The 22,393-nt window shown below is 75.6% G+C and carries 24 protein-coding genes; 3 read left to right on the top strand and 21 right to left on the bottom strand.

Features of this window, described 5'->3' with window-relative positions; all coding sequences use genetic code 11:
* Positions 1 to 9: 9 nt before the first annotated feature.
* From C7Y72_RS24200 to C7Y72_RS19935, 9 genes are read right to left on the bottom strand one after another with little or no spacing between them, the layout of a single operon-like run.
* On the bottom strand, positions 10 to 1,224 hold the full coding sequence (locus C7Y72_RS24200; protein ID WP_107570962.1) for a glycosyltransferase: 1,215 nt from the start codon (positions 1,222 to 1,224) through the stop codon (positions 10 to 12).
* The gene (locus C7Y72_RS19970) at positions 1,193 to 1,942 is read right to left on the bottom strand and encodes a YebC/PmpR family DNA-binding transcriptional regulator (RefSeq protein WP_107570961.1); all 750 of its coding nucleotides are present in this window, start codon (positions 1,940 to 1,942) and stop codon (positions 1,193 to 1,195) included. The genes C7Y72_RS24200 and C7Y72_RS19970 overlap by 32 nt, the downstream gene beginning before the upstream one ends.
* A gap of 12 nt (positions 1,943 to 1,954) precedes the next feature.
* The gene (locus C7Y72_RS19965; protein ID WP_107570960.1) at positions 1,955 to 2,635 is read right to left on the bottom strand and encodes a class I SAM-dependent methyltransferase; all 681 of its coding nucleotides are present in this window, start codon (positions 2,633 to 2,635) and stop codon (positions 1,955 to 1,957) included.
* A gap of 11 nt (positions 2,636 to 2,646) precedes the next feature.
* The gene (locus tag C7Y72_RS19960) at positions 2,647 to 3,786 is read right to left on the bottom strand and encodes a glycosyltransferase family 4 protein (protein WP_107570959.1); all 1,140 of its coding nucleotides are present in this window, start codon (positions 3,784 to 3,786) and stop codon (positions 2,647 to 2,649) included.
* Between the two features lie 28 nt (positions 3,787 to 3,814).
* Positions 3,815 to 4,909: a glycosyltransferase family 4 protein gene (locus C7Y72_RS23585; RefSeq protein ID WP_284690358.1), complete on the bottom strand. Its 1,095-nt coding sequence runs from the start codon at positions 4,907 to 4,909 to the stop codon at positions 3,815 to 3,817.
* Between the two features lie 2 nt (positions 4,910 to 4,911).
* Positions 4,912 to 5,928: a glycosyltransferase family 2 protein gene (locus C7Y72_RS19950; RefSeq protein ID WP_158276961.1), complete on the bottom strand. Its 1,017-nt coding sequence runs from the start codon at positions 5,926 to 5,928 to the stop codon at positions 4,912 to 4,914.
* Positions 5,925 to 6,914: a dTDP-glucose 4,6-dehydratase gene (locus tag C7Y72_RS19945; protein WP_107570957.1), complete on the bottom strand. Its 990-nt coding sequence runs from the start codon at positions 6,912 to 6,914 to the stop codon at positions 5,925 to 5,927. The genes C7Y72_RS19950 and C7Y72_RS19945 overlap by 4 nt, the downstream gene beginning before the upstream one ends.
* 23 nt (positions 6,915 to 6,937) lie before the next feature.
* Positions 6,938 to 7,678 carry a class I SAM-dependent methyltransferase gene (locus C7Y72_RS23580; RefSeq protein ID WP_158276960.1) on the bottom strand — a complete coding sequence of 247 codons (741 nt, stop codon included), beginning with the start codon at positions 7,676 to 7,678 and terminating at the stop codon, positions 6,938 to 6,940.
* Positions 7,675 to 8,400 carry a sugar phosphate nucleotidyltransferase gene (locus C7Y72_RS19935; RefSeq protein WP_107570956.1) on the bottom strand — a complete coding sequence of 242 codons (726 nt, stop codon included), beginning with the start codon at positions 8,398 to 8,400 and terminating at the stop codon, positions 7,675 to 7,677. Before C7Y72_RS19935 ends, C7Y72_RS23580 begins: the two co-directional genes overlap by 4 nt.
* Positions 8,401 to 8,423: 23 nt before the next feature.
* Between C7Y72_RS19935 and C7Y72_RS19930 the strand changes: the two genes are divergently transcribed.
* Together C7Y72_RS19930 and C7Y72_RS19925 are read left to right on the top strand one after the other, a co-directional pair.
* A complete protein-coding gene (locus C7Y72_RS19930) occupies positions 8,424 to 9,140 on the top strand; it encodes a class I SAM-dependent methyltransferase (protein WP_107570955.1) in 717 nt (238 codons plus the stop codon).
* On the top strand, positions 9,140 to 9,823 hold the full coding sequence (locus C7Y72_RS19925) for a class I SAM-dependent methyltransferase (protein ID WP_107570954.1): 684 nt from the start codon (positions 9,140 to 9,142) through the stop codon (positions 9,821 to 9,823). Before C7Y72_RS19930 ends, C7Y72_RS19925 begins: the two co-directional genes overlap by 1 nt.
* Positions 9,824 to 9,842: 19 nt before the next feature.
* Here the strand turns inward: C7Y72_RS19925 and C7Y72_RS19920 are convergent, their stop codons facing one another.
* From C7Y72_RS19920 to C7Y72_RS19885, 8 genes are all read right to left on the bottom strand, one after another.
* Positions 9,843 to 10,523, bottom strand: a complete 681-nt coding sequence (locus C7Y72_RS19920) for a methyltransferase domain-containing protein (protein WP_107570953.1) — start codon at positions 10,521 to 10,523, stop codon at positions 9,843 to 9,845.
* Positions 10,524 to 10,534: 11 nt separating this feature from the next.
* Positions 10,535 to 11,662, bottom strand: a complete 1,128-nt coding sequence (locus tag C7Y72_RS19915) for a cellulase family glycosylhydrolase (RefSeq protein ID WP_158276959.1) — start codon at positions 11,660 to 11,662, stop codon at positions 10,535 to 10,537.
* Entirely contained in the window at positions 11,659 to 12,240 is a 582-nt protein-coding gene (locus C7Y72_RS19910) for a serine O-acetyltransferase (RefSeq protein WP_107570951.1), read from the bottom strand. The genes C7Y72_RS19915 and C7Y72_RS19910 overlap by 4 nt, the downstream gene beginning before the upstream one ends.
* The gene (fabG, locus tag C7Y72_RS19905) at positions 12,240 to 12,974 is read right to left on the bottom strand and encodes a 3-oxoacyl-ACP reductase FabG (protein ID WP_107570950.1); all 735 of its coding nucleotides are present in this window, start codon (positions 12,972 to 12,974) and stop codon (positions 12,240 to 12,242) included. Before fabG ends, C7Y72_RS19910 begins: the two co-directional genes overlap by 1 nt.
* Positions 12,971 to 14,323 carry a class I adenylate-forming enzyme family protein gene (locus tag C7Y72_RS19900; protein WP_107570949.1) on the bottom strand — a complete coding sequence of 451 codons (1,353 nt, stop codon included), beginning with the start codon at positions 14,321 to 14,323 and terminating at the stop codon, positions 12,971 to 12,973. Before C7Y72_RS19900 ends, fabG begins: the two co-directional genes overlap by 4 nt.
* 19 nt (positions 14,324 to 14,342) lie before the next feature.
* On the bottom strand, positions 14,343 to 14,573 hold the full coding sequence (locus C7Y72_RS19895; RefSeq protein WP_107570948.1) for a phosphopantetheine-binding protein: 231 nt from the start codon (positions 14,571 to 14,573) through the stop codon (positions 14,343 to 14,345).
* A 107-nt stretch (positions 14,574 to 14,680) separates the two neighbouring features.
* The gene (locus C7Y72_RS19890; protein WP_107570947.1) at positions 14,681 to 15,568 is read right to left on the bottom strand and encodes a glycosyltransferase family 2 protein; all 888 of its coding nucleotides are present in this window, start codon (positions 15,566 to 15,568) and stop codon (positions 14,681 to 14,683) included.
* On the bottom strand, positions 15,565 to 16,728 hold the full coding sequence (locus C7Y72_RS19885; RefSeq protein ID WP_107570946.1) for a glycosyltransferase family 4 protein: 1,164 nt from the start codon (positions 16,726 to 16,728) through the stop codon (positions 15,565 to 15,567). The genes C7Y72_RS19890 and C7Y72_RS19885 overlap by 4 nt, the downstream gene beginning before the upstream one ends.
* An 87-nt stretch (positions 16,729 to 16,815) precedes the next feature.
* Between C7Y72_RS19885 and C7Y72_RS19880 the strand changes: the two genes are divergently transcribed.
* Positions 16,816 to 18,312: a hypothetical protein gene (locus tag C7Y72_RS19880; protein ID WP_107570945.1), complete on the top strand. Its 1,497-nt coding sequence runs from the start codon at positions 16,816 to 16,818 to the stop codon at positions 18,310 to 18,312.
* A gap of 12 nt (positions 18,313 to 18,324) precedes the next feature.
* On the opposite strand, the gene C7Y72_RS19875 is transcribed toward C7Y72_RS19880, so the two are convergent.
* Genes C7Y72_RS19875 through C7Y72_RS19860 form a run of 4 tightly spaced genes read right to left on the bottom strand, consistent with a single transcriptional unit; the run spans position 18,325 to position 22,383 of the window.
* Positions 18,325 to 19,428, bottom strand: a complete 1,104-nt coding sequence (locus tag C7Y72_RS19875) for a glycosyltransferase family 4 protein (RefSeq protein ID WP_107570944.1) — start codon at positions 19,426 to 19,428, stop codon at positions 18,325 to 18,327.
* An 11-nt stretch (positions 19,429 to 19,439) separates the two neighbouring features.
* Positions 19,440 to 20,270: a class I SAM-dependent methyltransferase gene (locus C7Y72_RS19870; protein WP_158276958.1), complete on the bottom strand. Its 831-nt coding sequence runs from the start codon at positions 20,268 to 20,270 to the stop codon at positions 19,440 to 19,442.
* The gene (locus tag C7Y72_RS23575; RefSeq protein WP_158276957.1) at positions 20,267 to 20,899 is read right to left on the bottom strand and encodes an LbetaH domain-containing protein; all 633 of its coding nucleotides are present in this window, start codon (positions 20,897 to 20,899) and stop codon (positions 20,267 to 20,269) included. Before C7Y72_RS23575 ends, C7Y72_RS19870 begins: the two co-directional genes overlap by 4 nt.
* A 41-nt stretch (positions 20,900 to 20,940) precedes the next feature.
* Positions 20,941 to 22,383 (bottom strand): flippase, encoded by a 1,443-nt coding sequence (locus tag C7Y72_RS19860; protein ID WP_107570942.1) that lies wholly within the window; start codon positions 22,381 to 22,383, stop codon positions 20,941 to 20,943.
* Positions 22,384 to 22,393 lie beyond the last annotated feature (10 nt).

Raw genomic sequence — 22,393 nt, 5'->3', positions numbered from 1 at the left:
GGCCGCCCGTCAGCGGGCGTCGAGGACGAGCTGCGACAGCTTCGCCGCCTCGGCGGCCGCGTCGGCCTCGCGCAGCACGAACTCGCGGCCCGCCGCACCGGCGGCGGCGCGCGCGGCCGGGTCGAGCGCCAGGGCGGCCGCGAGACCCTGCGCCAGGGCCGCCGGATCGCCGGGGGCGACGAGCGTGCCGGCGGGCGGCCGGACGATCTCCGGCAGGCCGACCTCGTCGCTGGCGACGACCAGCAGCTCCATCGCGAGCGCCTCCTTCACCACCACCGGCATCGAGTCGCGGTCCCCGTCGGCGGCCACGACGCACGGCATCGCGAGCAGGTCGGCGCGGTCGAGCACGCCGCGGACCGTCGCGGCGTCCTGCGCCCCGAGGAACCGGTACCGACCGGTCGGGAGCAGCTCCGCGGCGCGCGCCTCGAGCGCGGCACGCAACGGCCCGTCCCCGACGATCACGAGCTGCTCCAGGCCCTGGCCCTGACGCTCGAGGATCGCCGCCGCCTCCAGCAGGTGCGCGAAGCCCTTCTTCTCCACGAGGCGGCCGACCGCGACGACCCGGCGTCCACCCGGGAGCGGGCGCGTGCGGCGGAAGGTCGCCGCGTCCACCCCCATGACGATCCGGTGCACCCGGTCGGCGTGCCCGGGCCCGGCGATCCGGCGCAGGTCGGCGACCGTGTAGTCGCAGCCGCTCGTGCTGAACGCCGCGTCGCGGAGCTTCTCCGCGAGGTTCTCGGGCCGCTGGTAGATGTCGTAGGCGTGCGCGGTCACCGACCACGGCACGCGCAGGAGGCGGGCCAGCCGCAGCGCGTCGAGCGCGGCGCCCGCCGCGAAGTGCGCGTGCAGGTGCTCCACCCCGGCGGCCTGCAGGCGCGCGAGCGGCTCCAGCAGCTCGCGCAGCGGCGGCACCGCCTCGCCGCGGCGCCAACGCTGCCGGGCGACCCGGTCGGCGACCGTGGCGCGCGGGCGCCCGACCAGCAGCGGCAGCGCCGAGCCACGTGACACCGCGACGTCGTCCTGCCGCCAGCGGACCGTCACCCCCGGGATCGGCTCCGGCTCGTGGTCGCCGCGCCGGGTCGCCTCCACGTGGATGCGGTGGCCCAGCGCGGCGAGCTCGCGCAGCTCGGTCGTGACGAACGTCTGGCTGCGCAGCGGGTGGACGTCCAGCAGGACGCCCAGGACCGGCGGGTCAGCCGGCGAGGCGCTCGAGGACGTCGTCATCCACGTCGAAGTTCGCGTGGACGTCGCCGACGTCGTCGTTGTCGTCCAGCACGTCGATGAGCCGGAACAGCTTCGCGGCGGTCTCCTCGTCGAGCTGCACGCGGGTCTTCGGCCGCTGGGTCACGTCGGCGCTCTGCACCTCGATCCCCGCGTCCTGCAGCGCCGCGCGCACCTGCGAGAGCGTCGACGGCTCGGTGACGATCTCGAACACGTCACCCTCCTGGGCGATGTCCTCGGCGCCCGCGTCGACCGCGACCATCAGGTCGTCCTCGGAGTACTTCTCGCCGTCGACGACGATGATCCCCTGCTTGTCGAACAGGTACGCGACCGAGCCGGGCTCGCCGAGGCTGCCGCCCGCCTTGGACAGCGCGTGGCGGACGTCCGCGCCCGTGCGGTTGCGGTTGTCGGTCAGCGCCTCGATCAGCAGCGCGACGCCGCCCGGACCGTAGCCCTCGTAGAGGACCTCCTCGTAGCTCTCCGCGTCGGCGCCCTCCCCCGTGCCGCGCTGGATCGCCCGCTCGATGTTGTCCTTCGGCATCGAGGCGGCCTTCGCCTTCTGGATGGCGAGCGCGAGCGCCGGGTTGCCGTCCGGGTCACCGCCGCCCGCCTTCGCGGCCACGGTGATGTGCCGCGCGAGCTTCGTGAACGCCTTGCCCCTCCGGGAGTCGACGATCGCCTTCTTGTGCTTGATCGACGCCCATTTCGAATGTCCGGCCATGACGCGATTCTGTCAGGGCCGCCGCCAGCGCGCCCGGCGAGGGGACGCGACCGGGGTCGCCCGCTCCCCCGCGCGCGCCAGCAGCCCGCCGAGCCAGCCGTCGAACTCCTCCGCGCCGACGAGGACCTGTTCGCCGAACGCGAACGAGCCCTCCCACCACAGCTCCAGCACGAGGTCCTCGGGCGCCAGGCCCGCACAGCTGCCCGCGGGCAGGTGGCGTCCCGGCTCGACGAGCAGGTGCGGCTTGAACGTGAAGCGCAGGCCGTCCCCGTCGAGCTCGCTGATCCAGTGGTGGTGGCTCCAGCCGACCCAGGGACCGTGCACCCCGTAGGTGAGCTCGTGGACCGGGGCGGGCACCTCGACGTACCCGGCGCGCGCGACCCGGACGAGCTCCTCGCAGACGCGGACCGGGTCGCGGACGTCCTCGAGCGTGTGCGAGCAGACGACGAAGTCGAACTCGTCGTCGGCGTACGGCCACGGCCCGCTCGCGCAGATGTCGCGCTGCGTCCAGGTGGCGGCGGTGAACCGCTCGGCCGCCGGGTCGACCGGCGGGCCGTAGAGGCCGCGCGTCTCGTACGGGAACAGGTCGATGACCGCGTCGGCGCGGGCCATCGGGGCGGCCCAGCCACCGACGTCCAGGACGCGGGCGGTGTCGGGGAGCTCGGCGATGCGCTGCGCGGCGGAGTCCAGCACGGACCGGCAGCCTACCCGCGCCCGGCGCGCGAGATCGCCGCGCGGACCTGCTCGTGGAAGCGCTCGTGGGTGTGGGCGGCCGCCGTCGCCGCGCCCGCGGTGCGCAGCCGTCCGCGCAGCGCCGGATCGGCGGCCAGGCGCCCGACGGCCTCCGCGACCGCGTCCGGGTCGTCGGGCGGCACGACCAGCGCGTTGACGCCGTCGCGCAGGTACTCGGCGGCACCGCCGCGGGCGGTCGCCACGACGGGCCGTCCGACGCCCATCGACTCGAGCGGCACGAGCCCCCACGGCTCCTCCCAGCGGACCGGGAAGACCGTCGCGTCGTGGGCGGCGTAGAGGGCCGGGAGGTCGCGGCGCGCGACCGGGCCCAGGAGCCGCACGCGGTCGGCGACGCCCGCCGCCGCGGCCGTCTCGCGCAGGCGGCGCGCGTAGTCGGCGTCGCCGTCGCCCGCGACGGTGAGGGTCGCGTCCGGCAGCGCGGCGAGCGCCGTGACGGCGACGTCGGCGCCCTTGCGCTCGTCGAGCCGGCCGACGACGAGCAGCCGCCCCTCCCACGGACGCTCCGGCGCCGGGTCGAGGAAGCGCGGGTCGATCCCCGAGTGGGCGATCGCCGTGCGCGCGAGGGTCCACGCGCCATGGTGCAGCGCCCGGTCGCGGGTGTGCTCGCTGACGAACACCCACTCGGCCGCCGGACCCAGGTCGCGGGCGAGCGGCACCCCGGCGAGCCGCCGCAGCGGCCCGGGGGTGGCGAGCCAGAGGTCGCGGCGCGGCGCGTAGAGGATCCAGTCGTCGTGCACGAACGCCACCGCCGGCAGCCCGCGCCGGCGCACCGCGTCGAGCAGCGACAGGGACATGCCGCCCATCGACCACCACGCGACGACGTCGGGCCGCGCGCGCTCGAGGACCGCGGTGAGCGCGGCGGCGTTGTGGCGCTCCAGCCGGGCGCGCTCGCGCAGGCCGAGCGCCGGCCAGTCGTGATCGTGCCAGTACCAGCGCAGCGTGCGGTGGACGTCCGGCTCGTCGCCGTCGGGGACGCCCGGCTCGCGGTGGTCGGTCGTGAGGACCGTGACCTCGTGCCCGTGCGCGCGCAGGTCCACGACCGCCGCCCGCCAGACCAGCTCGTAGCCGCCCTGGTGGTGCGGCGGGTACATGTTCCCGACCGTCAGGACCCGCACGCGCTCACCGCCGGGCGGTCAGGTCGGCGTAGAGCGCGAGGTACGCCTCCGTCGTGCGGTCGGTCGAGAGCTCGAGCGCCCGCTCGCGGCAGCGCGCGGCGGTCGCCGGGTCGGCGGCGAGGTCCAGGGCCGTGCGCAGCGCGACGGCGAGCTCCCGCGGGTCGTCCCCGTCGAACAGCGCGCCGATGCCGTCACGGTCGACGACCTCGGGGATCGCCCCGGCCGCGGTGCCGACGACCGGGGTGCCGCACGCGAGCGCCTCCGCGAGCACGAGGCCGAACGCCTCGCCCACCGACGGGAGCGCGGCCACCCACGCCTCGCGGTTGGCGGCCGCCAGCACCGCGCGGTCGTCGAGGTCGCGCTCCTCCACCCCGTCCGGCAGCCGCCCGGCGAGCGGGGCGCCCGGGACCCGGGAGAGCACGAGCCGCGCGTCCGGACGCTCGCGGCGCACCAGCGCGAACGCCTCCGCCAGCAGCGCCACCCGCTTGCGCGGCTGCGTATGGTCGGCGGCACAGAGGATCGTCGGGACCGGCGCCCGGCCCTCGCCGGGCGCGAACGCGGTGACGTCGACCCCGGGCGCCACGACGTGCGCGCGTACCCCGAGCCAGCGCTCGAAGCCGTCCGCGGCGGTGCGGCTGAGCGCGACGACCGCGTCGGACTCGCGGGCCGCGCGCAGGACGATCTCCTTGCGGCCGCGTCGGTTGGCGAGGCCGACCCGGTGCGGGATGCCCATGTAGGAGAGGACGACCGGCGCGCCGCCGCGGCGGTCGCGGGCGCGCAGGGCGGCCAGGGCGTCGGTCGGGTAGAGCGCGTGCGCGACGTCCGGCGGGTCGGCGGCGAGCTCGCGGTAGGCGGCCGGCAGGTGCAGGAGGTGGTCCTCGTAGAGGCGGCGGCGCAACCGGTCCTCCCCCGGCAGCCGCGGCACCCGGACGACCGTCACCCCGTCCTCGACGGCGACCGTCCGCCGGCCGCGACGGGAGGTCTGCAGGGTCACGTCGTGGCCGCGGTCGCGCAGGCCGTCGGCGAGCTCGCGCGCGAACCGCTCCGAGCCGCGCCGGACCTCCGGCCAGAAGACGGGGTTGAGCAGGCGGACGCGCACGGCTAGAGCAGCAGGGTGCGGTAGCGGACGCTGCCGCGGGCCAGCGCGGTGAACTCGGCGACGTCGAGCGCGAACCGTCCGGGCAGCTCGCTCACCGACCGCGCGACGCCCCGCGGGTCGCGGCCGTAGCGCGGCGCGGCGGCCAGCGCCCACGGCACGACCGCGGCGACCCCCGCCCCGAGCAGCCCCGGGCGGCGGCGCGCCAGGGCGGTGGCCGCGAGCGTCACGCCCGCCGCCGCCGCGGGTAGGCGCGCGTGCGCGGGCTTCCAGCACGTGCCGAAGCCGGGGAGCCCGTCGCGGACCTCCGGGTGCGCGCGCACGACGAACGGCAGGTGCTCCCAGCGCTGCACCTCCCGCATCCGCGCGAGCAGGCTCGCCGGCTCGACGCAGTGGTAGGTCAGCACGTCGGGCGCCGCCTCGTAGGGGGCGCCGAGCGCGCGGGCGCGCAGCGCGAGGTCCGTGTCCTCCCCCGCCGCCAGCGGCAGGGACTCGTCGAAGCCACCGGTCGCCTCGAGCACCGCGCGCGGGTAGAGGATGTTGCAGGTCTGCGCCCACGGCACGGGCGGGTCGACCTCCTGGCTGCGGGCGTGCGGCACGCGCTGACGGACCGCCAGCTCGTCCGGGTCGATCGTCGTGCGGCCCTGCAGGATCGCGTCCGGGCGCGCGAGCGCCGCGGCCAGCCCGTTGGCGACCCAGTCGCGTGGCGGCCGGCAGTCGTCGTCGGTGAACAGGATCCGCGGGGCGCGCGCGGCACGCCACCCGGCGTTGCGCTTGACGGCCGGTCCCGGTCCGGGGTCGAACGTCAGGTGGCGCAGCACGCCGGCGGCCGCGAGCGGATGGGTGCGCAGCAGCTCCTCCGTCTCCGGGCCGCTGGAGTCGTGCGCGACCACGACCTCCCACTGGGCCGGGTCGAGCGTCTGCTCCTGGAGCGCGTTGAGCAGCCAGCGCAGCCGCAGCGGCCGGTCGTGCGAGGGGACGACGACCGAGATCGCGGGGACGGCGCCGCCGCCGTCGCTCACGCCGAGAGCGCCTCGGGGTGCGCCCGGTACCACTCGACGGTGCGTCGCAGGCCCTCGCGCAGGTCGACCTGCGGGGCCCAGCCGGTCAGCTCGCGCAGCTTCGTCGAGTCCACGTACTGGCGGTCGATCTCCCCGTCGGGGACGCCGGCGCCCTGGTAGTCGGCGACGACGTCGGAGCCGACCACCTCGATCGTCAGGTCGACGATCTCGCGGACGCTGTGCGGCGCGTCGCCCCCGGCGTTGAACGCCTCGCCGCCCGCGCGGCCGGCCGCCAGCTCGTCGGCGATCGCCAGGTAGGCGGCGACCGCGTCCTCGACGTAGAGGAAGTCCCGCTCGGGCGAGCCGTCGGAGCGGATCACCGGGGCGCGGCCCGCGAGGATGCCCGAGACCATCTCGGGGATCAGCCGGGACGGGTTGAGGTCCCCGCCGCCGTAGATGTTCGCGAACCGGGTCACCGCCACCGGCAGGCCGTAGGTGTGGAAGTACGAGCGGGCGATGAGGTCCGTGGCGGCCTTCGAGACGTCGTAGGGGAACTTCGGCTGCAGCGCGAAGTCCTCCTTGTAGGGCAGCGTGTCGTGCGGGCCGTAGGCCTTGTCGGACGCGGCGACGACCGTCTGCGAGACCTGGTGGTGGCGGCAGGCCTCCAGCAGCGTCCAGGTGCCGCGGATGTTCGAGTCGAACGTCGAGGCCGGGGAGCGGTTGGCGGTGCCGACGATCGTCTGCGCGGCGAGGTGGAAGACCGCATCGACCTCGTACTCGCCGAGCGCCCGGTCCATGAGGTTCGCGTCGACGAGGTCGCCGCGCACCACCTGGCAGCGGGCCTCCAGCCCGTCGAGGGCCAGCGCGGACGCGGCCACCTGGTCGCGCTTGAGCACGACGACGCGTGCACCGTGGTCCAGCAGCCCGCGCACGAGCCACGAGCCGAGCATCCCGTAGGCGCCGGTGACGAAGGCGGTCTTGCCGGACAGCTGCTCTCCGAAGGTCATGTGCTGCTCAGTCTCTCAGTCGTTCAGGACGGTCGGCGGGAGGCGATCCCGGCGTACCAGCCGGTCATCGCCCTGGAGGACGGCGGCCGCAGGAAGCAGGTCCGCCGCACGTCGACGAACCCGGCGGCCCACGGCATCGCCTTGAGCATCGACAGGTTCGGGTACCACCAGTTGAAGTCGCTCACCAGCGGCTGGAAGTGCGCGACCGGGGTGCGCGGGGCGCGCAGCGTGTTGCGGATCGAGAACGGCTCCATCTGGACCAGCTCGCCGCCCGGGCGCAGGCACGACAGCACCGCCTCCAGCGCGCGGACCGGGTCCCGCAGGTGCTCGGTGATCGCGCCCATGAAGACGAGGTCGAACGGGCCGCCCAGCCGGTCGGGCGCGGCGTCGTAGACGTCGCAGACGATCCGCTGCACCGACGAGCCGAGCGCCTCGTGCGCGACCGCGAAGCCGCGGCCGAGCTCCATCCCCCACTCGGCCGCCTGGCGCTCCAGGCGCGGGCGGTTCAGCGGCGGCCACTGCGCGCTGTCGAGCGCGTCGACGTCGATCGCCACGACCTGCGCGCCGCGCCGCTCCAGCTCGAACGCCCAGAAGCCGTCGAACGTGCCGACGTCCAGCGCGCGACGGCCGGTCAGGTCGTCGGGCAGGAGCTTCGCGGCGCTCGTGCGCAGGTCCACCTGACCCGGGGTCAGCACCCCCGGGGCGACCTCGATCGTGTGGTACCAGAACGGGACGCCGGCGACCGCCGTGCGCGCGTCGCTCACGCCCAGACCTTCCACGGGGCCGCACCGGAGGCCCACAGGTCGTTCAGCGTGATCGAGTCCTTGTAGGTGTCCATGCAGTCCCAGTAGCCGGTGTGGCGGAACGCGTGCAGCGCGCCGTCGGTCGCCAGGCCCTCCAGCGGCTCCCGCTCGAGGATGCTCGACTCGCTGAGGTAGTCCAGGACGCCGGGCTCGAAGACGAAGAAGCCGCCGTTGATCCAGTGCTCGCTGCGGGGCTTCTCGCGGAAGCCGGAGACGCGGTTGTCGCCCTCGATGACGGTGACGCCGAACTGCAGCTCGGGGCGCACGACGGTCATCGTCGCGAGCTCGCCGTGTCCCTCGTGGAAGGCCAGCAGGCCGGCGAGGTCGACGTCCGCGACGCCGTCGGCGTACGTGGCGGCGAAGCGGCCGTCGCCAAACGCGCCCGTGGCCGCGGCGCGCTTGATCCGCCCGCCCGTCTGGGTGTCCAGGCCCGTGTCGACGCAGCGGACCTCCAGGCCCTCCGGCCACGCCGTCTCGCGCGCGAACGCCTCGATCATCTCGCCCTTGTAGCCGGTCAGCAGCACGAAGCGGTGGAAGCCCTGGGCGGCGTACACCTGGATCACGTGCCACACGATCGGACGGCCCCCGATCTCCACCAGGGGCTTGGGGATGTCGACGGTCTTCTCCTGCAGACGGGTTCCCCGCCCTCCGCAGAGGATCACGACAGGCTCTCGGCGTGGCATGCGGCGCGTAGTATGCCGGTCCTGTGAGCACCCTGGAGCGCGCCAAGTCCATGAGCTGGTACCACACGCTCGAGCTGCCGGAGGGTCTGGTGACCCCCGGCATCTTCGATCTGCGTGATCAGGTCCCGCACTACCGGCTCCCCGAGCGCCTGGACGGCAAGCGCGTCCTGGAGGTCGGGACCTGGGACGGGTTCTGGGCCTTCGAGCTCGAGCGCCGCGGCGCCGAGGTCGTGGCCCTGGACCTCGACCGCGAGGAGGACCTCGACTGGCCCGCCCGCCGCCGGCCCGAGACCTTCGCCGACGTGCAGCGCGGGCAGGGCTTCGCGGTCGCCAAGGAGCTGCTGGGCAGCAAGGTCGAGCGGGTCGTGTGCTCGGTCTACCACGCGCTGCCCGAGGACCTCGGGCAGTTCGACCTCGTCTTCTGCGGCTCCGTGCTCATCCACCTGCGCGACCAGGTGCTCGCGCTCGAGCGCATCGCCGCCCTGACGAAGCCCGGCGGCATGTTCGTCAGCGCCGAGGAGTACGACCCGCGACTGGACCTCCTCCCCTGGCCCGTGTCCCGCTACCGCGCCGACCGCGACGCCGCGGTCGTGTACTGGATGCCCAACCAGCGGGCGTGGCGCTCGATGATCTGGGGCGCCGGGTTCGACCACGTCGAGCGGGTCGCGAAGTTCTCGATGAAGGCGACCGACGGCTGGGCCGTCCGCCACGCCGTCTTCCACGCCCGCAAGAACGGCTGATGGTCCCGGGGCCCGGTGGCGGCTTCGACGTCCTCGCCGCCGCCTACGAGAACGACCGCCCGGAGGTCCGCGCGCTCGTCCCGCCGCGACCGCGGCGCGTCCTGGACGTCGGCTGCAGCTCGGGGGCGCTGGGCGCCGCGCTGAAGGCCGACGGGGCCGGGACGGTCGTCGGGCTGGAGCGCGATCCCGCCTACGTGGCGATCGCGCGCGAGCGCCTCGACGCGGTCCACGCCGTCGACCTCGACGCCGACGTGCCGCTGCCCGAGGAGCCGTTCGACGTGATCGTCTGCGCCGACGTCCTGGAGCACCTGCGCGACCCGGAGGCGGTGCTCGCGCGGCTGGTGCGCGCCCTGGCGCCCGGGGGCACCGTCGTCGTCAGCCTGCCGAACGTCCGCCACTGGGAGACGTTCTGGCAGCTCGGCGTGCGCGGCACGTTCCCGCGGCGCAGCATGGGGATCTTCGACCGGACGCACCTGCGCTGGTTCACGCTCGCCGACGCGTACGGCCTGTGCGCCGCCGCCGGCCTCGAGGTCGTGGAGGTGCGTCGCGTGCTGCGCCCGCGGCCGACCGGCCCGTCCGACGGGCGTCTCGTGCGGCTGCTGGCCCGCGGGCCGGGGCGCACGTTCCTGACCTTCCAGCACGTGCTGGCCGCCCGTCGCGTCGGCGACGCGCCAGCGTCCTGAGCGCGCGCGACCGTCCCGGTCAGGCGCTGCGGCGCGCGGCGCGGCGGGCGCGCAGGACGCCCGGGAGCTCGCGCACGAGCGAGCGGGCGAGCTGCCCCGGCGGGACGCGCAGCGGTCCGACCTTGACGCCGGTTGCCGGGTCGTCCCAGACGCGCTGCAGCGCGACGACGCTCGGCAGCTTGGCGAGGTCGAGGTCCCCGAGCGAGCGGCCGTGCACGCCGATCCCGAACACCTCGCGCGGGATGTCCGGGTCGCCGATCCCGACCACGCGGACGTCGTCGAAGCCGCTCAGCAGCTCGCGGAAGCCCTCGGGGGTGAAGCGGAAGTAGTCGTTGGGGTAGCCGTGGATGCCGAACAGCATCACCGAGCTGATCAGGCAGACGCCACCGTCGCGGCGCGTCACCCGGGCCAGCTCGCGGCACGCCTGCGGCGGATCGGCGCAGTGCTCGAGCGTGTCGAGGCAGATCGCGGTGCCGACCTCGCCGTCGCCGAACGTCAGCGCCCGCAGGTCCTCGACGCGGTCGACGCCCGGCCCCTCGCGGAAGTCGGTCCCGGTGAACGGCCGTCCGGCGAAGAAGCGGCGCAGGTCGATGTCCTGCGCGGCCTCGACCTGCAGGGAGCCGAACTCGACGACCGGGTCGGGCAGGTCGACGACGGCCATGACGTCCTGGAGGACCTGACGGGTGATCGGCTGGGCCATCGCCCCGGACCCTAGCCGCGCCGGGCGGCGAACGCCCTGCGCACCGCGGCGAACGCGGGCTTGCGGCGGCCGTCGGCGGCGATCAGCCCGTAGTTCTGCTGCGGATCCGCGGGCGCCTGGCGTGGATCGCGCAGCCGGTACACGAACACCGACTCCGGAAACCCCAGCGCCGTCCCCGGGGCCTGCAGGCGCGCGAGGGCCCGGCCGAGGTAGGCGGCCTGCTCGGCCTCCCCGACCCCGTCGTTGAACAGCTCACCGCGCTGCGTGCTCGTGTTCCAGCCGATCTCGGTCACCCAGACGGTGCGCCCGGCGTCCCGCCGTTCCACCACCCCCTTGACCGCGAGCAGGCCCTGCCGGAACGCGGCGCGCGCGAAGCGGGCGGGCAGGCCCCGCTCGGGCGGGCGGCCGTCGTTGTACGCGTGCACGGACAGGACGTCGATCTCGTCGGCGAGCCCCTCGCCGTACAGCTGCTCCAGGAACGGGGCGTCGCCGCCCGCCAGCGCGCCCGCGACGAGCGGCAGCCGGGGCGCGACGCGCAGCAGCTCCTGCCGCGTGGCGCGGACCAGGCGGACGTAGTCGCGCGCCGCGTCCTGCGGAGCCCAGAAGCCCGGGAGGTTCGGCTCGTTCCAGACCTCCAGTCCGGCCAGCGCGTCGCCGTAGCGGCGGGCGAGCCGTCCCGCGAAGCGCGCGTAGTCGGCGGGATCGCGCGGGTGCGTGGTCTGCACCTGCTGCGCGGCCGCCGGGGAGGCGCACGGCGCACCGCCGGCGGCGTCGACCGCCCAGCACGGCGTGAACACCGGGGTCAGCAGGACCTGCAGCCCCGCGCGCCGCGCGCGCGCCACGAGCCCGTCGAGCCGCTGCACGTACCAGTCGGCGAGCTCGCCGGCGCGCAGCGGCTCCATTCCCGCCCACTGGACGGCCACGCGGATCGCGTCGGCGCCGAGCTCGGCGGCGGCGTCGACCTCCGCGAGCTCCGCCGAGGCGGGCGTGCCGAAGACGATGTCGACCGCGACGCCCCGGTGGGCGGGCGGGTCGAGCGTGCGGACGGGCTGCTCCCCGCCGCCGCAACCGGCGAGCGCGGCGAGGGCGGCGGCGCCCGCGACGGCCGCCAGCCGGCGCCGGGCCCGCCGGCCGCTCACGTCCCGGGCTCTCCGTGCCGGTTGGAGGCGGCGAGCGGGACGACGCCGCGCGGCGTGACCATCCGTCCGGGCGGCACGTCCCGGGTGACGACGCAGTTGGCGCCGACGATCGAGCCCTCGCCGATGCGCACGCCGCCCATCAGCACGGAGCCCGGGTACACGGTGACGTTGTCCTCGATGATCGGCCGACCGGGACCGCGTTCGCCCGCGAGCGTCACGTTGTGGCCGAGCCCGACGTTGGCGCCGATCTGCGCGTCGGCGGCGAGCAGCACGCCGATCGGGTGCGGGATCTCGAACCCGGGCCCGATCTCGAGCTTGCCGCTCCAGTCCATCGAGTGCAGCCGGACGAAGAAGTTTCGCCAGATCCACCACGTCCAGCGCGGGCTCGCGTTGGCGATCCGCAGCACGAGGACCGCCTGCAGCGACGGGTTGACCAGCAGGCGGGGCAGCGCGAGCAGCCGGCGGCGCTCGCGGGACTCGGGCGCCTTGTGGCTGCAGTGCGCGACGTAGTCGGACCAGTAGAGCGCGCGCACGCCCTTCGGCCAGGAGGCGCGGCGGTCGTCGGGCGCGGGCTCCATCAGGCGGTCAGCCCCCCGTCGACCACGAGCGTCTGCCCGGTCATGAAGCTCGCGGCGGGCGAGCAGAGGAACAGCACGACGCCAGCGATGTCCTCCGGCTCGCCGAGCCGGCCGGCCGGGGTCCGCCGGGCGATCTGCTGCAGCTGGCTCTCGTCGAGGCCGTGCGACATCTCGGTGCGGAGGTACCCGGGCGCGACCGAGTTGACCGTGATCCCGCGCGCACCGAGCTCGCGGGCCAGCGAGCGGGAGAAGCCGTCGAGGCCGGCCTTCGTCGCCGAGTACACCGACAGGCCGCGATAGCCGGACAGCCCGACGATCGAGGAGATGTTGACGATCCGGCCGCTGCCCGCCAGGAGCATGCGCCGGGCGACGAGGCGGGTCATCGTGAACGTCGCCTTGAGGTTCAGGTCGAGGACCGTGTCGATGTCCTCGTCGGAGGCGAGGCCGATGACGCCGTCGCGCGCGATGCCCGCGTTGTTCACGAGCACGTCGATGCGCCCGAACCGCTCGAGCACCTGCGCGACGAACGCCTGCGCGGCCGCGACGTCGACGATGTCGACCGGCGCGAACAGGAACCGCTCCGCGGTGGCGGGATCCGCCGCCCAGGCGTCGGTCCGCGGCGTGGCGGAGCGGCTGCAGGTGGCGACGACATCGCCGGCGTCGAGGAACGCCTGGACGATGCCGGCCCCGAGCCCGCGGCTCCCGCCGGTGATCACGACGACGCGACTGCTCATTGCTGCTCCTGGGTTGTGGTGCGGACGATCTTGTCGCCGCGGGTCTCGAGCGCGTCGACGAAGCGCAGGCGGCGCGGCCGGCCGGGCGCGGGAAGCACCGAGCAGGCGGCGTACACGGCCTTCTTGACGACGGCCTCGTCGGCGCCCGGCTCGAGGACGACGTCGATCGCGACGATCTGGCCGGTGATCGCGTTCGGCGCGCCGTAGACGGCGGCGACCGCGATCCCGGGCACGGTCGAGACGAGCTCCTCGATCGGGAGGGGGTGCACCTTGGCGCCCCCGACGTTGATGATCTCGACCGTGCGCCCGACGAAGTGCAGGCGCCCGTCGCGCTCCTCGACGAGGTCCCCGGTGGCGATCCAGCCCTCGTGCTCGGGGGCCCCGTGGTAGCCGCGCATGGCGTGCCGGGAGCGCACGTGCAGCTCGCCGTCGACGACGCGGAAGCGCACGTCGGCGTCCTCCCCGCGCTCGAGCACGGAGGCGGGCAGGCCGGGCTCCCCGTCGGTGATCGCGATCGCGGACCCGAACTCGGTGCCCGCGTAGACGTGCGTGATCCGCGCGTCCGGGAACACCGCGCGCAGCCGCTCGATCAGCGGACCCGGGGTCGCCTCGCCGCCGAGCGTGATCTGCGCGAGCGCGGGCGGCGGGCCGTCGGCGGCCTCCGCCTGCCCGGCGAGCAGGCGCCAGAACGTCGGCGTCGCGCTGACGTGGGAGACGTCGTGGGCGACGAGCGCGTCGAGCGCGTCGCGGGCCTGGCTGCTGCGCGGCACCACGAGCGTCGCCCGGTGGACGACCGCGTGCAGCAGGACCTGGAAGCCCGCGAACTGGTTGAGGTTGTAGGCCAGCAGCCAGCGGCGACCGATCGCGTCCGCCCCGCGCGGCACCGCGGCGATCAGCCGCCGCCACTCGTGCCGCACGCCCTTCGGCGTGCCGGAGGTGCCGGTCGTGAGGATCAGGACCGGGGCGTCCTGCGGCTGGGGCGGCAGCGCACCGTCCTGCTCGAGGTCGGCGGGGACCAGCGCGGTCGCGGCCCCGGTGTCGCGCGGCGCGTCCACGACGACGAGGTCGTGGCCGAGGCGCTGGGCGGACTCCGCGACCCCCGCGTCGTCGAGCGCGCGCGGGTACACGCACGCCTCCGCACCGATCCGGGAGGACGCGGCCAGCAGCGCGACCACGGCGAGCGGGTCGTGGCACGCGACCGCGAACCGCTCCACGCCGCGGGCGGCCAGGCCCGCGGCCAGGCGCTCGGCCCGGGCGACGAGCTCGGCGTAGCCGATGCTCCCGTCCGGGCCGATGATCGCGGTGTCGGCCCCCGCCTCGGCGGCCGTCCGCAGGACGTCGATGAGCACGGGCCGCTCGCGCCGCCCGCTAGCCGAAGTAGGCGACGAGCTCGCCGACCGTCGCGGGGACGATGCCCTCGCTGTACGGGTCGCGGCCGAACGCGTCCTCGAGGCCGGCGGAGAGCTCGGCGAGCTCGAGCGAGTCGAGGTCGAGGTCGGCGGCGATGCGCGACTCCGGCGTGATCTCCGGCGGCTCGTCGCCGCGGCGCTCGATGAGGCCCTTGATGAGCTCGACGATGACCTGCGTGGGCTCTGCCATGAACGTCCCTGGGTTGTGGATCTCGGGGTGGTGGACGGCGGTCCGCGGTGGCGGGTCGCCGTTCGCGGCGGGGATGGTAGCGGCTGCGCCGGTGGGCGCCTCCGGGCTCACGGCGAGGGGCTGCCCGCCGCCTCCTTGGCGCCCGCGGCGCCGTCGACGTCCGCCAGCGCCGACTCGTAGTAGCCGACGCCCGCCGTGCTCTTGCGGCCGCGGCGGATGCGCATCTCGTGGTGCACGCGGAAGAGCGGGAGCATCGCCTTCAGCCAGCGCGGACGGCGGTGGTCGGTGCGCGCCCGGCGGCGCAGCCCGGCGAGCCAGAGATGCTCGTCCGGATGGCCGAGGTGGCCGAGCGTCAGCGACTCGTCGTGGATCCGGTACCAGCGGGCGATCTCCCGCAGCATCACGATCCGTCCGCGGACGGTCAGCGACGACGCGAGCGCCCAGTCCTCGAAGAACGCGATGTCGCTCGCGAAGCCGCCCGCGTCGCGGACCTCCGCGGTGCGCATCAGCGCCGGACCCGTCGTGGTGAACGGGCAGTAGACCTGCGCGATGATCGCGAACAGCCGCGGTCGGCGACACAGCGCGTACATCACGCTGCGCGGCCACGGCCAGCGCTCGCCCGGACCGGTCTCAGGCGTCCAGCGCACGCTGTCCATCGTCACGGCGACGACGCGCGGGTCGCCGTCGAGCACCTCGCTCAGGCGCCGCAGCGTGCCGGGGAGCATGACGTCGTCGGCGTCCCAGAACATGATCGCCGGGGCGATCGCCGCGTCGAGTCCGGCGTTGCGCGCACCGCCGACCGGCAGCCGCTGCGGCGTGCGGATGACGCGGACCTGCGGCGGCAGCGGCGGGACCGGCACGTCGGAGGCGTTGTCGACGACGATGATCTCCGTCCGCGGCCCCTCCTGCTCCAGCAGCGACTCGATCGCCGGCGGCAGGTAGGTCACGTGCGTGCCCCAGGCGGGGATCACGAGCGAGACGTCGGGCGTGCTCATCGGGCGGCCTCCACGTAGCAGTCGGCCATCTGCGCGATGACCCGGTCCAGGCGGTAGCGCTCGCGCTCGCGCACGCGCGCGGCGGCGACGAGCGCACGGGCGCGCTCGGGATCGTCCAGGAGGTCGGCGACCGCGGTCCCGAGCGCGACGTGGTCCCCCTCCGGCACGACGACGCCGACGTCCCCGACGACCTCGGGCAGCGCGCCGTTGGCGTAGGCGACGACGGGCGTCCCGACCTGCATCGCCTCGACGACGGCGAGGCCGAAGCCCTCGCGCCAGCCGCCGCGCTCCTGCAGGCGGCTCGGCTGCACGAGCACGTCGCAGGCGCTGACGACCGAGACCGCCTCGGCGGGCATGTGCCCGGCGAGCCGGGCGAAGCAGACGGCGTCGTGGACGCCGAGCCCGCGCGCCTGCTCCTCGAGCGTGGCGCGGTAGCCGGGGTAGAACGAGTCCTCGACGCCGAGCAGCAGCAGCGTCGCATCGGGATGGCGGGCCAGCACGGTGGGCATCGCGGCGACCATGTCGGTCTGGCCCTTGCCCGGGCACAGCCGCCCGGACAGCGCGATCACCGGGCCGTCCGCGGGCCGGTCCATGACCGCGGCGAGCGCGCGTGGCCCCTGGGCCTCGGCGTCCGGGTACTCCGGGACGCCGGCGTACACGACGCGGGCGCGACGCCGGGTCAGGCGACCGAACGTCTCGTTGACCGCCCCGCTGATGCCCACGACCATGCGCGAGCGCAGCGCCACGAACGCGGCCATCGCGCCGTCCCAGCCGAAGTCGTACTTCAGCCACACGACCGGCGGGCCGCCGACGCCGCGCGCGAGGACGGCGACGAGCGCCGCCTTGATGCCGTTGGCGTGCACGACCGCCGGCCGGGTGCGCCGCAGCTCGCCGCGCAGCCGCCGCGCCGCGCCCAGGACGCTCGTCCGGCCCTCCGCGGGCAGCACCGTGACCTCGTGGCCGCCGTCCCGCAGCCGCTGCACGAACGGCCCGTCGTGCAGCGAGACGATGCCCGCGCACCACGCCGGGCCGAGCCCCTCGACGATCGAGCGGAGGTAGCCCTCGCCGCCGCCGAGCTGGGCGTGCGAGGAGACGAACAGGACGGGCACGGGCTCGGGCCCCGGGCGGGCGCTCCGGGCCTCTCCGGCACTCGCGGTCACCGGCGGGAGTCTACCGCCGGACCGGACGGGGACCGCGCGGTGCGACACCCCTTCCGCGGTCGATGCACCGCCGTTAGGATCGACGGCATGACCGTCGAGCGGGGCCGGCCGCGCGCGCTCCTCCTGTCCTCCTGCGCGGCACTGCTCCTCGCCCCGTCGGCGGCCACGGGCCGCGAGGCGCCGGTGCGCCCCGACGCGTTCGGGATCAACAACGGGGTCCTGTGGCCCGACGGCCTCGGCGAGCTGCCGACCGCCCGCCACGCCGACGCGATCGGGCGCACGGGCCTCGCGAGCGTCCGCGCGATCCCCTACTGGGACCAGATCGAGCCGCAGGCCCCGAACCCGCGGACCGGGGAGCACACCTACGACTGGACCCGCCCGGACGCGATCGCCCGGCACCTCGCGCGCAACGGGCTGCGCTGGGACGCCCTGCTGGGCTTCTCCACCCCGTGGGGCGGCGAGGTCCCCGGGACGACCGGTGGCGCCCCGCGCATCGGGCCGTTCGTCAGCTACGCGACCGCGGTGGCCCGCCGGTACGGGCGCGACGGCGCGTTCTGGCGCCGCAACCCGGACCTGCCGTACGTCCCGATGACGCAGTTCCAGGTCTGGAACGAGCCGAACCTCAGCGGGTCGGTGCTGGCGATCCGCCCGACGCACTACGCCGACCTGTACCTCGCCGTGCGTCGTGCGCTGCTGGAGGTCGACCCGCACGCCCGCGTCGCGATCGGCGGGCTCGTGCACTCGGCGCGCAGCGGCACCGGCAACGCGGCCGGCTTCCTCCAGGACATGTTCGCCGCCCGGCCCGCGCTCGCCGGGAACGTCGACGCGGTCGGCGTGACGATCTACCGCCAGAACCCCGAGCAGGTGCTGGAGCAGGTCCGCGGCCTGCGGGAGATCCTCGACCGGCTCGGTGAGCGCTCCACCCCGATCGACATCCACGAAACCGGCTGGGCGACCCGAGGGACGGTGCTGCTCACCGACATCGCCGCGGTCAGCGAGGAGCGGCGCACCGCGATGCTCCCCGAGCTCGTGGACCTGCTCGCCGCCTCCGACTGCGGCGTCCAGAAGGTGACCCCGTTCGCGTGGGTCACCCAGGAGAGCCTGAGCGCCGACGCCGCCGGCTGGTTCGGTCTCGCGGACCGCCGCACGGCGGAGCTCAAGCCGTCCGGTCGCGCGTACGTCGACGCCGTCCGGCGGGTGACCACGACGCCGGTCGCCCCGGCGGTCCGCTGCAACCGCCCCGACCTCCCCCGGCTCGTCACCCCCGACGCCGCGCGCCGCGCCCCGCTCGCCCCCGTCGCCTCGCGGCGCTGCTCGCGCGGGCGCTTCGTCCTGCGCTTCGGGCTCGGCACGACCAGCGAGCCGTACAGCCGCCTGGAGGTCACGCTGCCCGGCGGACGGCCGCGGGTGACCGGTGATCCCGACGGCGGCGGGCCGGCGACGCTCCCCGCCCGGCTGACGCTGCCGATCCCGCGGCGGCGCGGGACGATCACGGTCGTCGCGAAGGACGCGCTCGGTCGCGAGCAGGACCGTGCGACGCTGCGGCTCGCGCGCTGTCCCGCGCCGGGCGCCACGCGGCGCTGAGCCGCCCGGCGGTCAGCGGCCGCCCAGCGCCGGGACCGCGGCGATGAGCTCGCGGGCCGCGGCCCGCCACGTCCAGCGCGCCGACTCCGCGATCGCGCCCGCCCGCAGCGTCGCGGTGCCCTCGCGGTCCGCGAGCGCCCGCGCGAGCACGGCCGCGAGCGCCCGGTCGTCCTGCGCGTCGTAGGTGCGGCCCGTGACGCCGTCGGTCACGAACTCCGCTGACGCGCCGTCCGCCGGGCAGATCGGCACCGATCCGCACGCCATCGCCTCGAGCATCGTCAGGCCGAGCAGCTCCGGTGGCGCGGCGCCGGCCCCGCTGCCGTAGCGGCGGACGTCGATCGGCACCTGGACGGTGTGCCGCGCGCGACGGTAGGTCGCGACGAGCTCGGCGTCGCTGACGTCGTAGCGGACCTCCACTCCGGCCTCCCGGGCCGCCGCGGCCACCGCGGCGAGGTAGTCGGGGTCCACGGAGTCCGACGGTCCGACGAGCACCGCGCGCGCTCCAGCGGGCAGCTGCTCGAGGAACCGCAGCTGGCCCTTGTACGGGACGAAGCGGCCGACCATGAGGAAGTCGATGTCGGGCTCGACGTCCTCGGCGGGCGCGAACCGCGCGTCGTCGATGCCGCCCCGCACGACGCAGTGGCGGCGGGCGCCGATCGGGGAGATCCGCTGCTCGAAGACGCTCTGGTGCGCGCCGACGTCCGCGCCGGGCAGCGGCGTCCACGACAGGACGTAGCCCAGCCGCGTGCCGGCCCCGTGGTCCATCGAGACGAGCGTCGTGCCGCGCAGCAGCCGGCAGGCGGCGCGCAGCGTCGTGGCCGAGCGCGTGCGCCACTGGTGGCTGAGCACGACCGTCGGGCGCCGCGCGAGCACGCGCGCCACGTCGAGCGGGCCGATCGCGTCCCCGGCGGAGACGCGGCCGGCGAGCCGGCCCTGCACGGCGCTCCAGCCGTCCGGCAGGTGCTCGGCCGCCCCCGCGCTGACCGCGACGAGGGCGCGGTGCTCCCAGCCGGGCAGCTCGGCGCGCAGGGCGGCGTGCAGCTCCACCGCGTACCGCTCCGCGCCGCCGCGGGCCCGCGCGAGGTCGGACGGCAGGATCGAGACGAGCGACGGCACGGGGCGCGCGCTCAGGGGCGCGACGCGGCGATCAGCCCGTAGCCGAGCGTGCCGTCGTCCCAGAACCCGGCGAGCACGTCGCACGAGTCGCGGAACGCGGTCCAGGCCCGCTCCCCGATCAGCTCGACGACCTCGGTGCGGTACCGGTCGGCGTTGGCCTGCCAGGCGTCGAACGTGGGACGGGTCGCCGCGGTCAGGTCGACCTCGTGGTCGACGGTCAGCCCCTCACCCTCCATCAGGGCGCGGTAGTCCCCCAGGCCCTCCATGCGCGCGTCGCCGAACACCTCGCGCAGCAGCGCCAGCGGCTCCCGCAGCCGGCGGACCTCGGCGAGGTCGAGCGGCCGCTGGCGGGTGATGTCGCACAGGACGACCCGACCGCCGGGCTTCAGGACGCGCGCGGCCTCCCCGATGAGCCGCTCGCGGCGGCGCATGAGATGCGAGGACTCGAGGATCCAGACGCGGTCGAACGACGCGTCCGGCAGGCCGTTGTCGGTGCCGTCACGCAGCTCGAAGGAGGTCTGCGCCGCGAGCCCGGCCGCCTTCGCGCGCTCCTGCGCGGCCCGGATGCCCTCCTCGCTGGTCGTGATGCCGGTCACGTGCGCGCCGAACTCCTGCGCCAGGCGGCAGGCCGGCGCCCCGGTGCCGCAGCCGACGTCGAGGATCGACACGCCCTGCTCGATGCGGCCCCCCTCGATCATGCGACGGGTCAGCTCGCCGGTCGCGACGGCGAGGTCGGTGACGCCCTCGTCGAAGACGCCGTAGTGGAGCTCCTCCCCGAGGAGGTAGCGCCAGGCGGCGGTGACGCGGTCGTAGTGCGCGGCGGGGGCGTGGCTCTGGCTCACGGGTGGACCTCGGATTTCCGGCCCTGGACCGGGTAGTTCTTCCAGTTGATGCGCCGCTTCACGACGCGGGTGCGGGCGGGGGCGGCGAGCCCCCCGTCGGGCACGTCCTCCTCGAGGACGACGTTGGCCCCGAGGATCGCGCCGTGGCCGATCCGGATCGGCCCGACCGCCACCGCGCCCGCCAGGAGCGCGGCGTGGTTGCCGACGACCGGCTGGCCGGTGGCGCCCATGTCGGAGCCGAGCGTGACGTTCTGGCAGATCGTCACGCGCTCCCCGATCAGGACCTGCCCGCCGATCCCGATGCCGTAGGGGTGCGGGAGGTGCAGGCCGGGACCGATCCGGGCGCCGTAGACGACCTCGCTGGAGTGCAGCGCGTTCAGCAGCGAGCGCCAGAACCAGTGCGACCAGCGCGGCGCCGCGCAGGTGATGCGGAACAGCACGCCCGCGCGCAGCGACGTGTTGATGACGAACCGCACCGGGGCCTTGCGGCGCCGCACGGCGCGCGGCTCCTCGTGGAGGTCGCAGTAGAACTCGTAGTCGGAGCGGATCAGCTCCAGCAGGCCGTAGCGGCGCTCCGTGACGCCGGCCGCCGGCCGCTCCTCCTCGTCGGGCTTCTCGGGGGTGCTCACCGGGCCGCAGACTACCCCGCCGGGCCGACGTCCGCGGTCGGTCATGCCCCGCGGGGACGCGCCAGCCGCAGCCGCACCGCGTCGTCGGGGTGGCGCCGGCGCTCGACGGTCACGAGCACGACCGCGAAGGCTGCGCCGGCGAGCGGGATGCCCCAGGCGTGGGCGCCGGTCGCGACCGCCACCGCGACCATCGCGAGGCCGCCCAGGAGCGGTCCCTCGACGGTCCGCAGGACCGGCACGCGGCCCGCGTCGCGCAGCACCGCGACGAGCAGCATGGCCGCCAGGACGGTCGTGGTCGCCGCCCACGACCAGGCCGCGCCCTCCGCGCCCATCGAGGGGATCAGCGCGAGGTTCGCGCCGACGTTCAGGACCGTCGTGACGACGAGCGCGACCACGATCGGCCGCTGCGCCTGCTGGCTCGTCAGCACGAACGCCATCAGGCTGTAGATCCCGGTGGTGATCACGAGCACGCCGAGGATCTGCAGCGTCCCGGTCGCGTCGCGCAGCCCGTCGCCGTAGATCGCCACGAGCACCGGCTCCGCGTACGCGACGAACCCGACGGCCAGCGGCACGGTCGTCACGAGCACGGCCTTCGTCGTCAGCGCGACCGCCTCGCCGAGGCTCGGCGTCGACGTCCGGGTGAGTCGCGACAGCGCCGGGAACGCGGACAGCGCCAGCGCGCTGGTGATGAAGAAGGTGCTCTCCATCAGCCGGTAGGCGCCGCCGTAGAGCGCGACCGCCTCGCTGTCCTTCAGCGCGCCGAGCAGCACGATGTCCAGCCGCGAGAGCGCGGCGCCGAGCACCGCGGCGAGCCCGAGCCCGAGCGAGTCGGTCGCGACCGCGCGCAGCCCGGCCCGCGTCACGACGAACGGGTGCCGCAGCCCGGCGCGGCGCGCGCGCAGCAGCGTGTACGCGAGGCCGGCGAGCGCGCCGAGCAGCCAGCCGACCGCGACGAGCAGGATCGACCCGCCGGCCAGCAGGACGGCGACGCCGAGCACCGAGAGGAGCCCCCGGTACAGCAACAGGGCCAGTGCGACGGGCCGCAGGTCCTCGTGGCCGCGGAAGACCGCGTGCGGCGTCATCGTCGTGAGCTCGACGATCATCGCGAGGCCGAGCACGGCGGTCGTGGCGACGACGCGGTCGGAGTACGGGCCGAGCGCGGCGATCCCGCAGACGACCAGCAGGATCGCCGTGCCGCCGGCGAGCTTCAGGAGGACCGCCCCCCAGATCGACGGGCCGACGTCCGGGTCGCCCTGGGCGACCAGCCGGGTGACCCGGAAGTCCATGCCGAACGCGGCCACCATCACCAGCACCGACAGGGACGCGGCGGTCGTGAAGTCGCCGAACGCCGCGACCCCGGCCTCGCGGGCCAGGACGGCGTAGAGGACGATCGTGCCGAGCTTCCCGAGCCCGTCGGCGGCCGCCTGCAGCGCGGTGTTCCCCGCGATGCGGCGGGTCGCGTTCCCCGCGGCGGGCGTGCTCATCGACCGGGCG

Source organism: Paraconexibacter algicola (assembly GCF_003044185.1).
GTDB lineage: Bacteria > Actinomycetota > Thermoleophilia > Solirubrobacterales > Solirubrobacteraceae > Paraconexibacter > Paraconexibacter algicola.
Note: the sequence above shows the minus strand (reverse complement) of the source record. Positions and strands in the feature narration are given on the sequence as shown.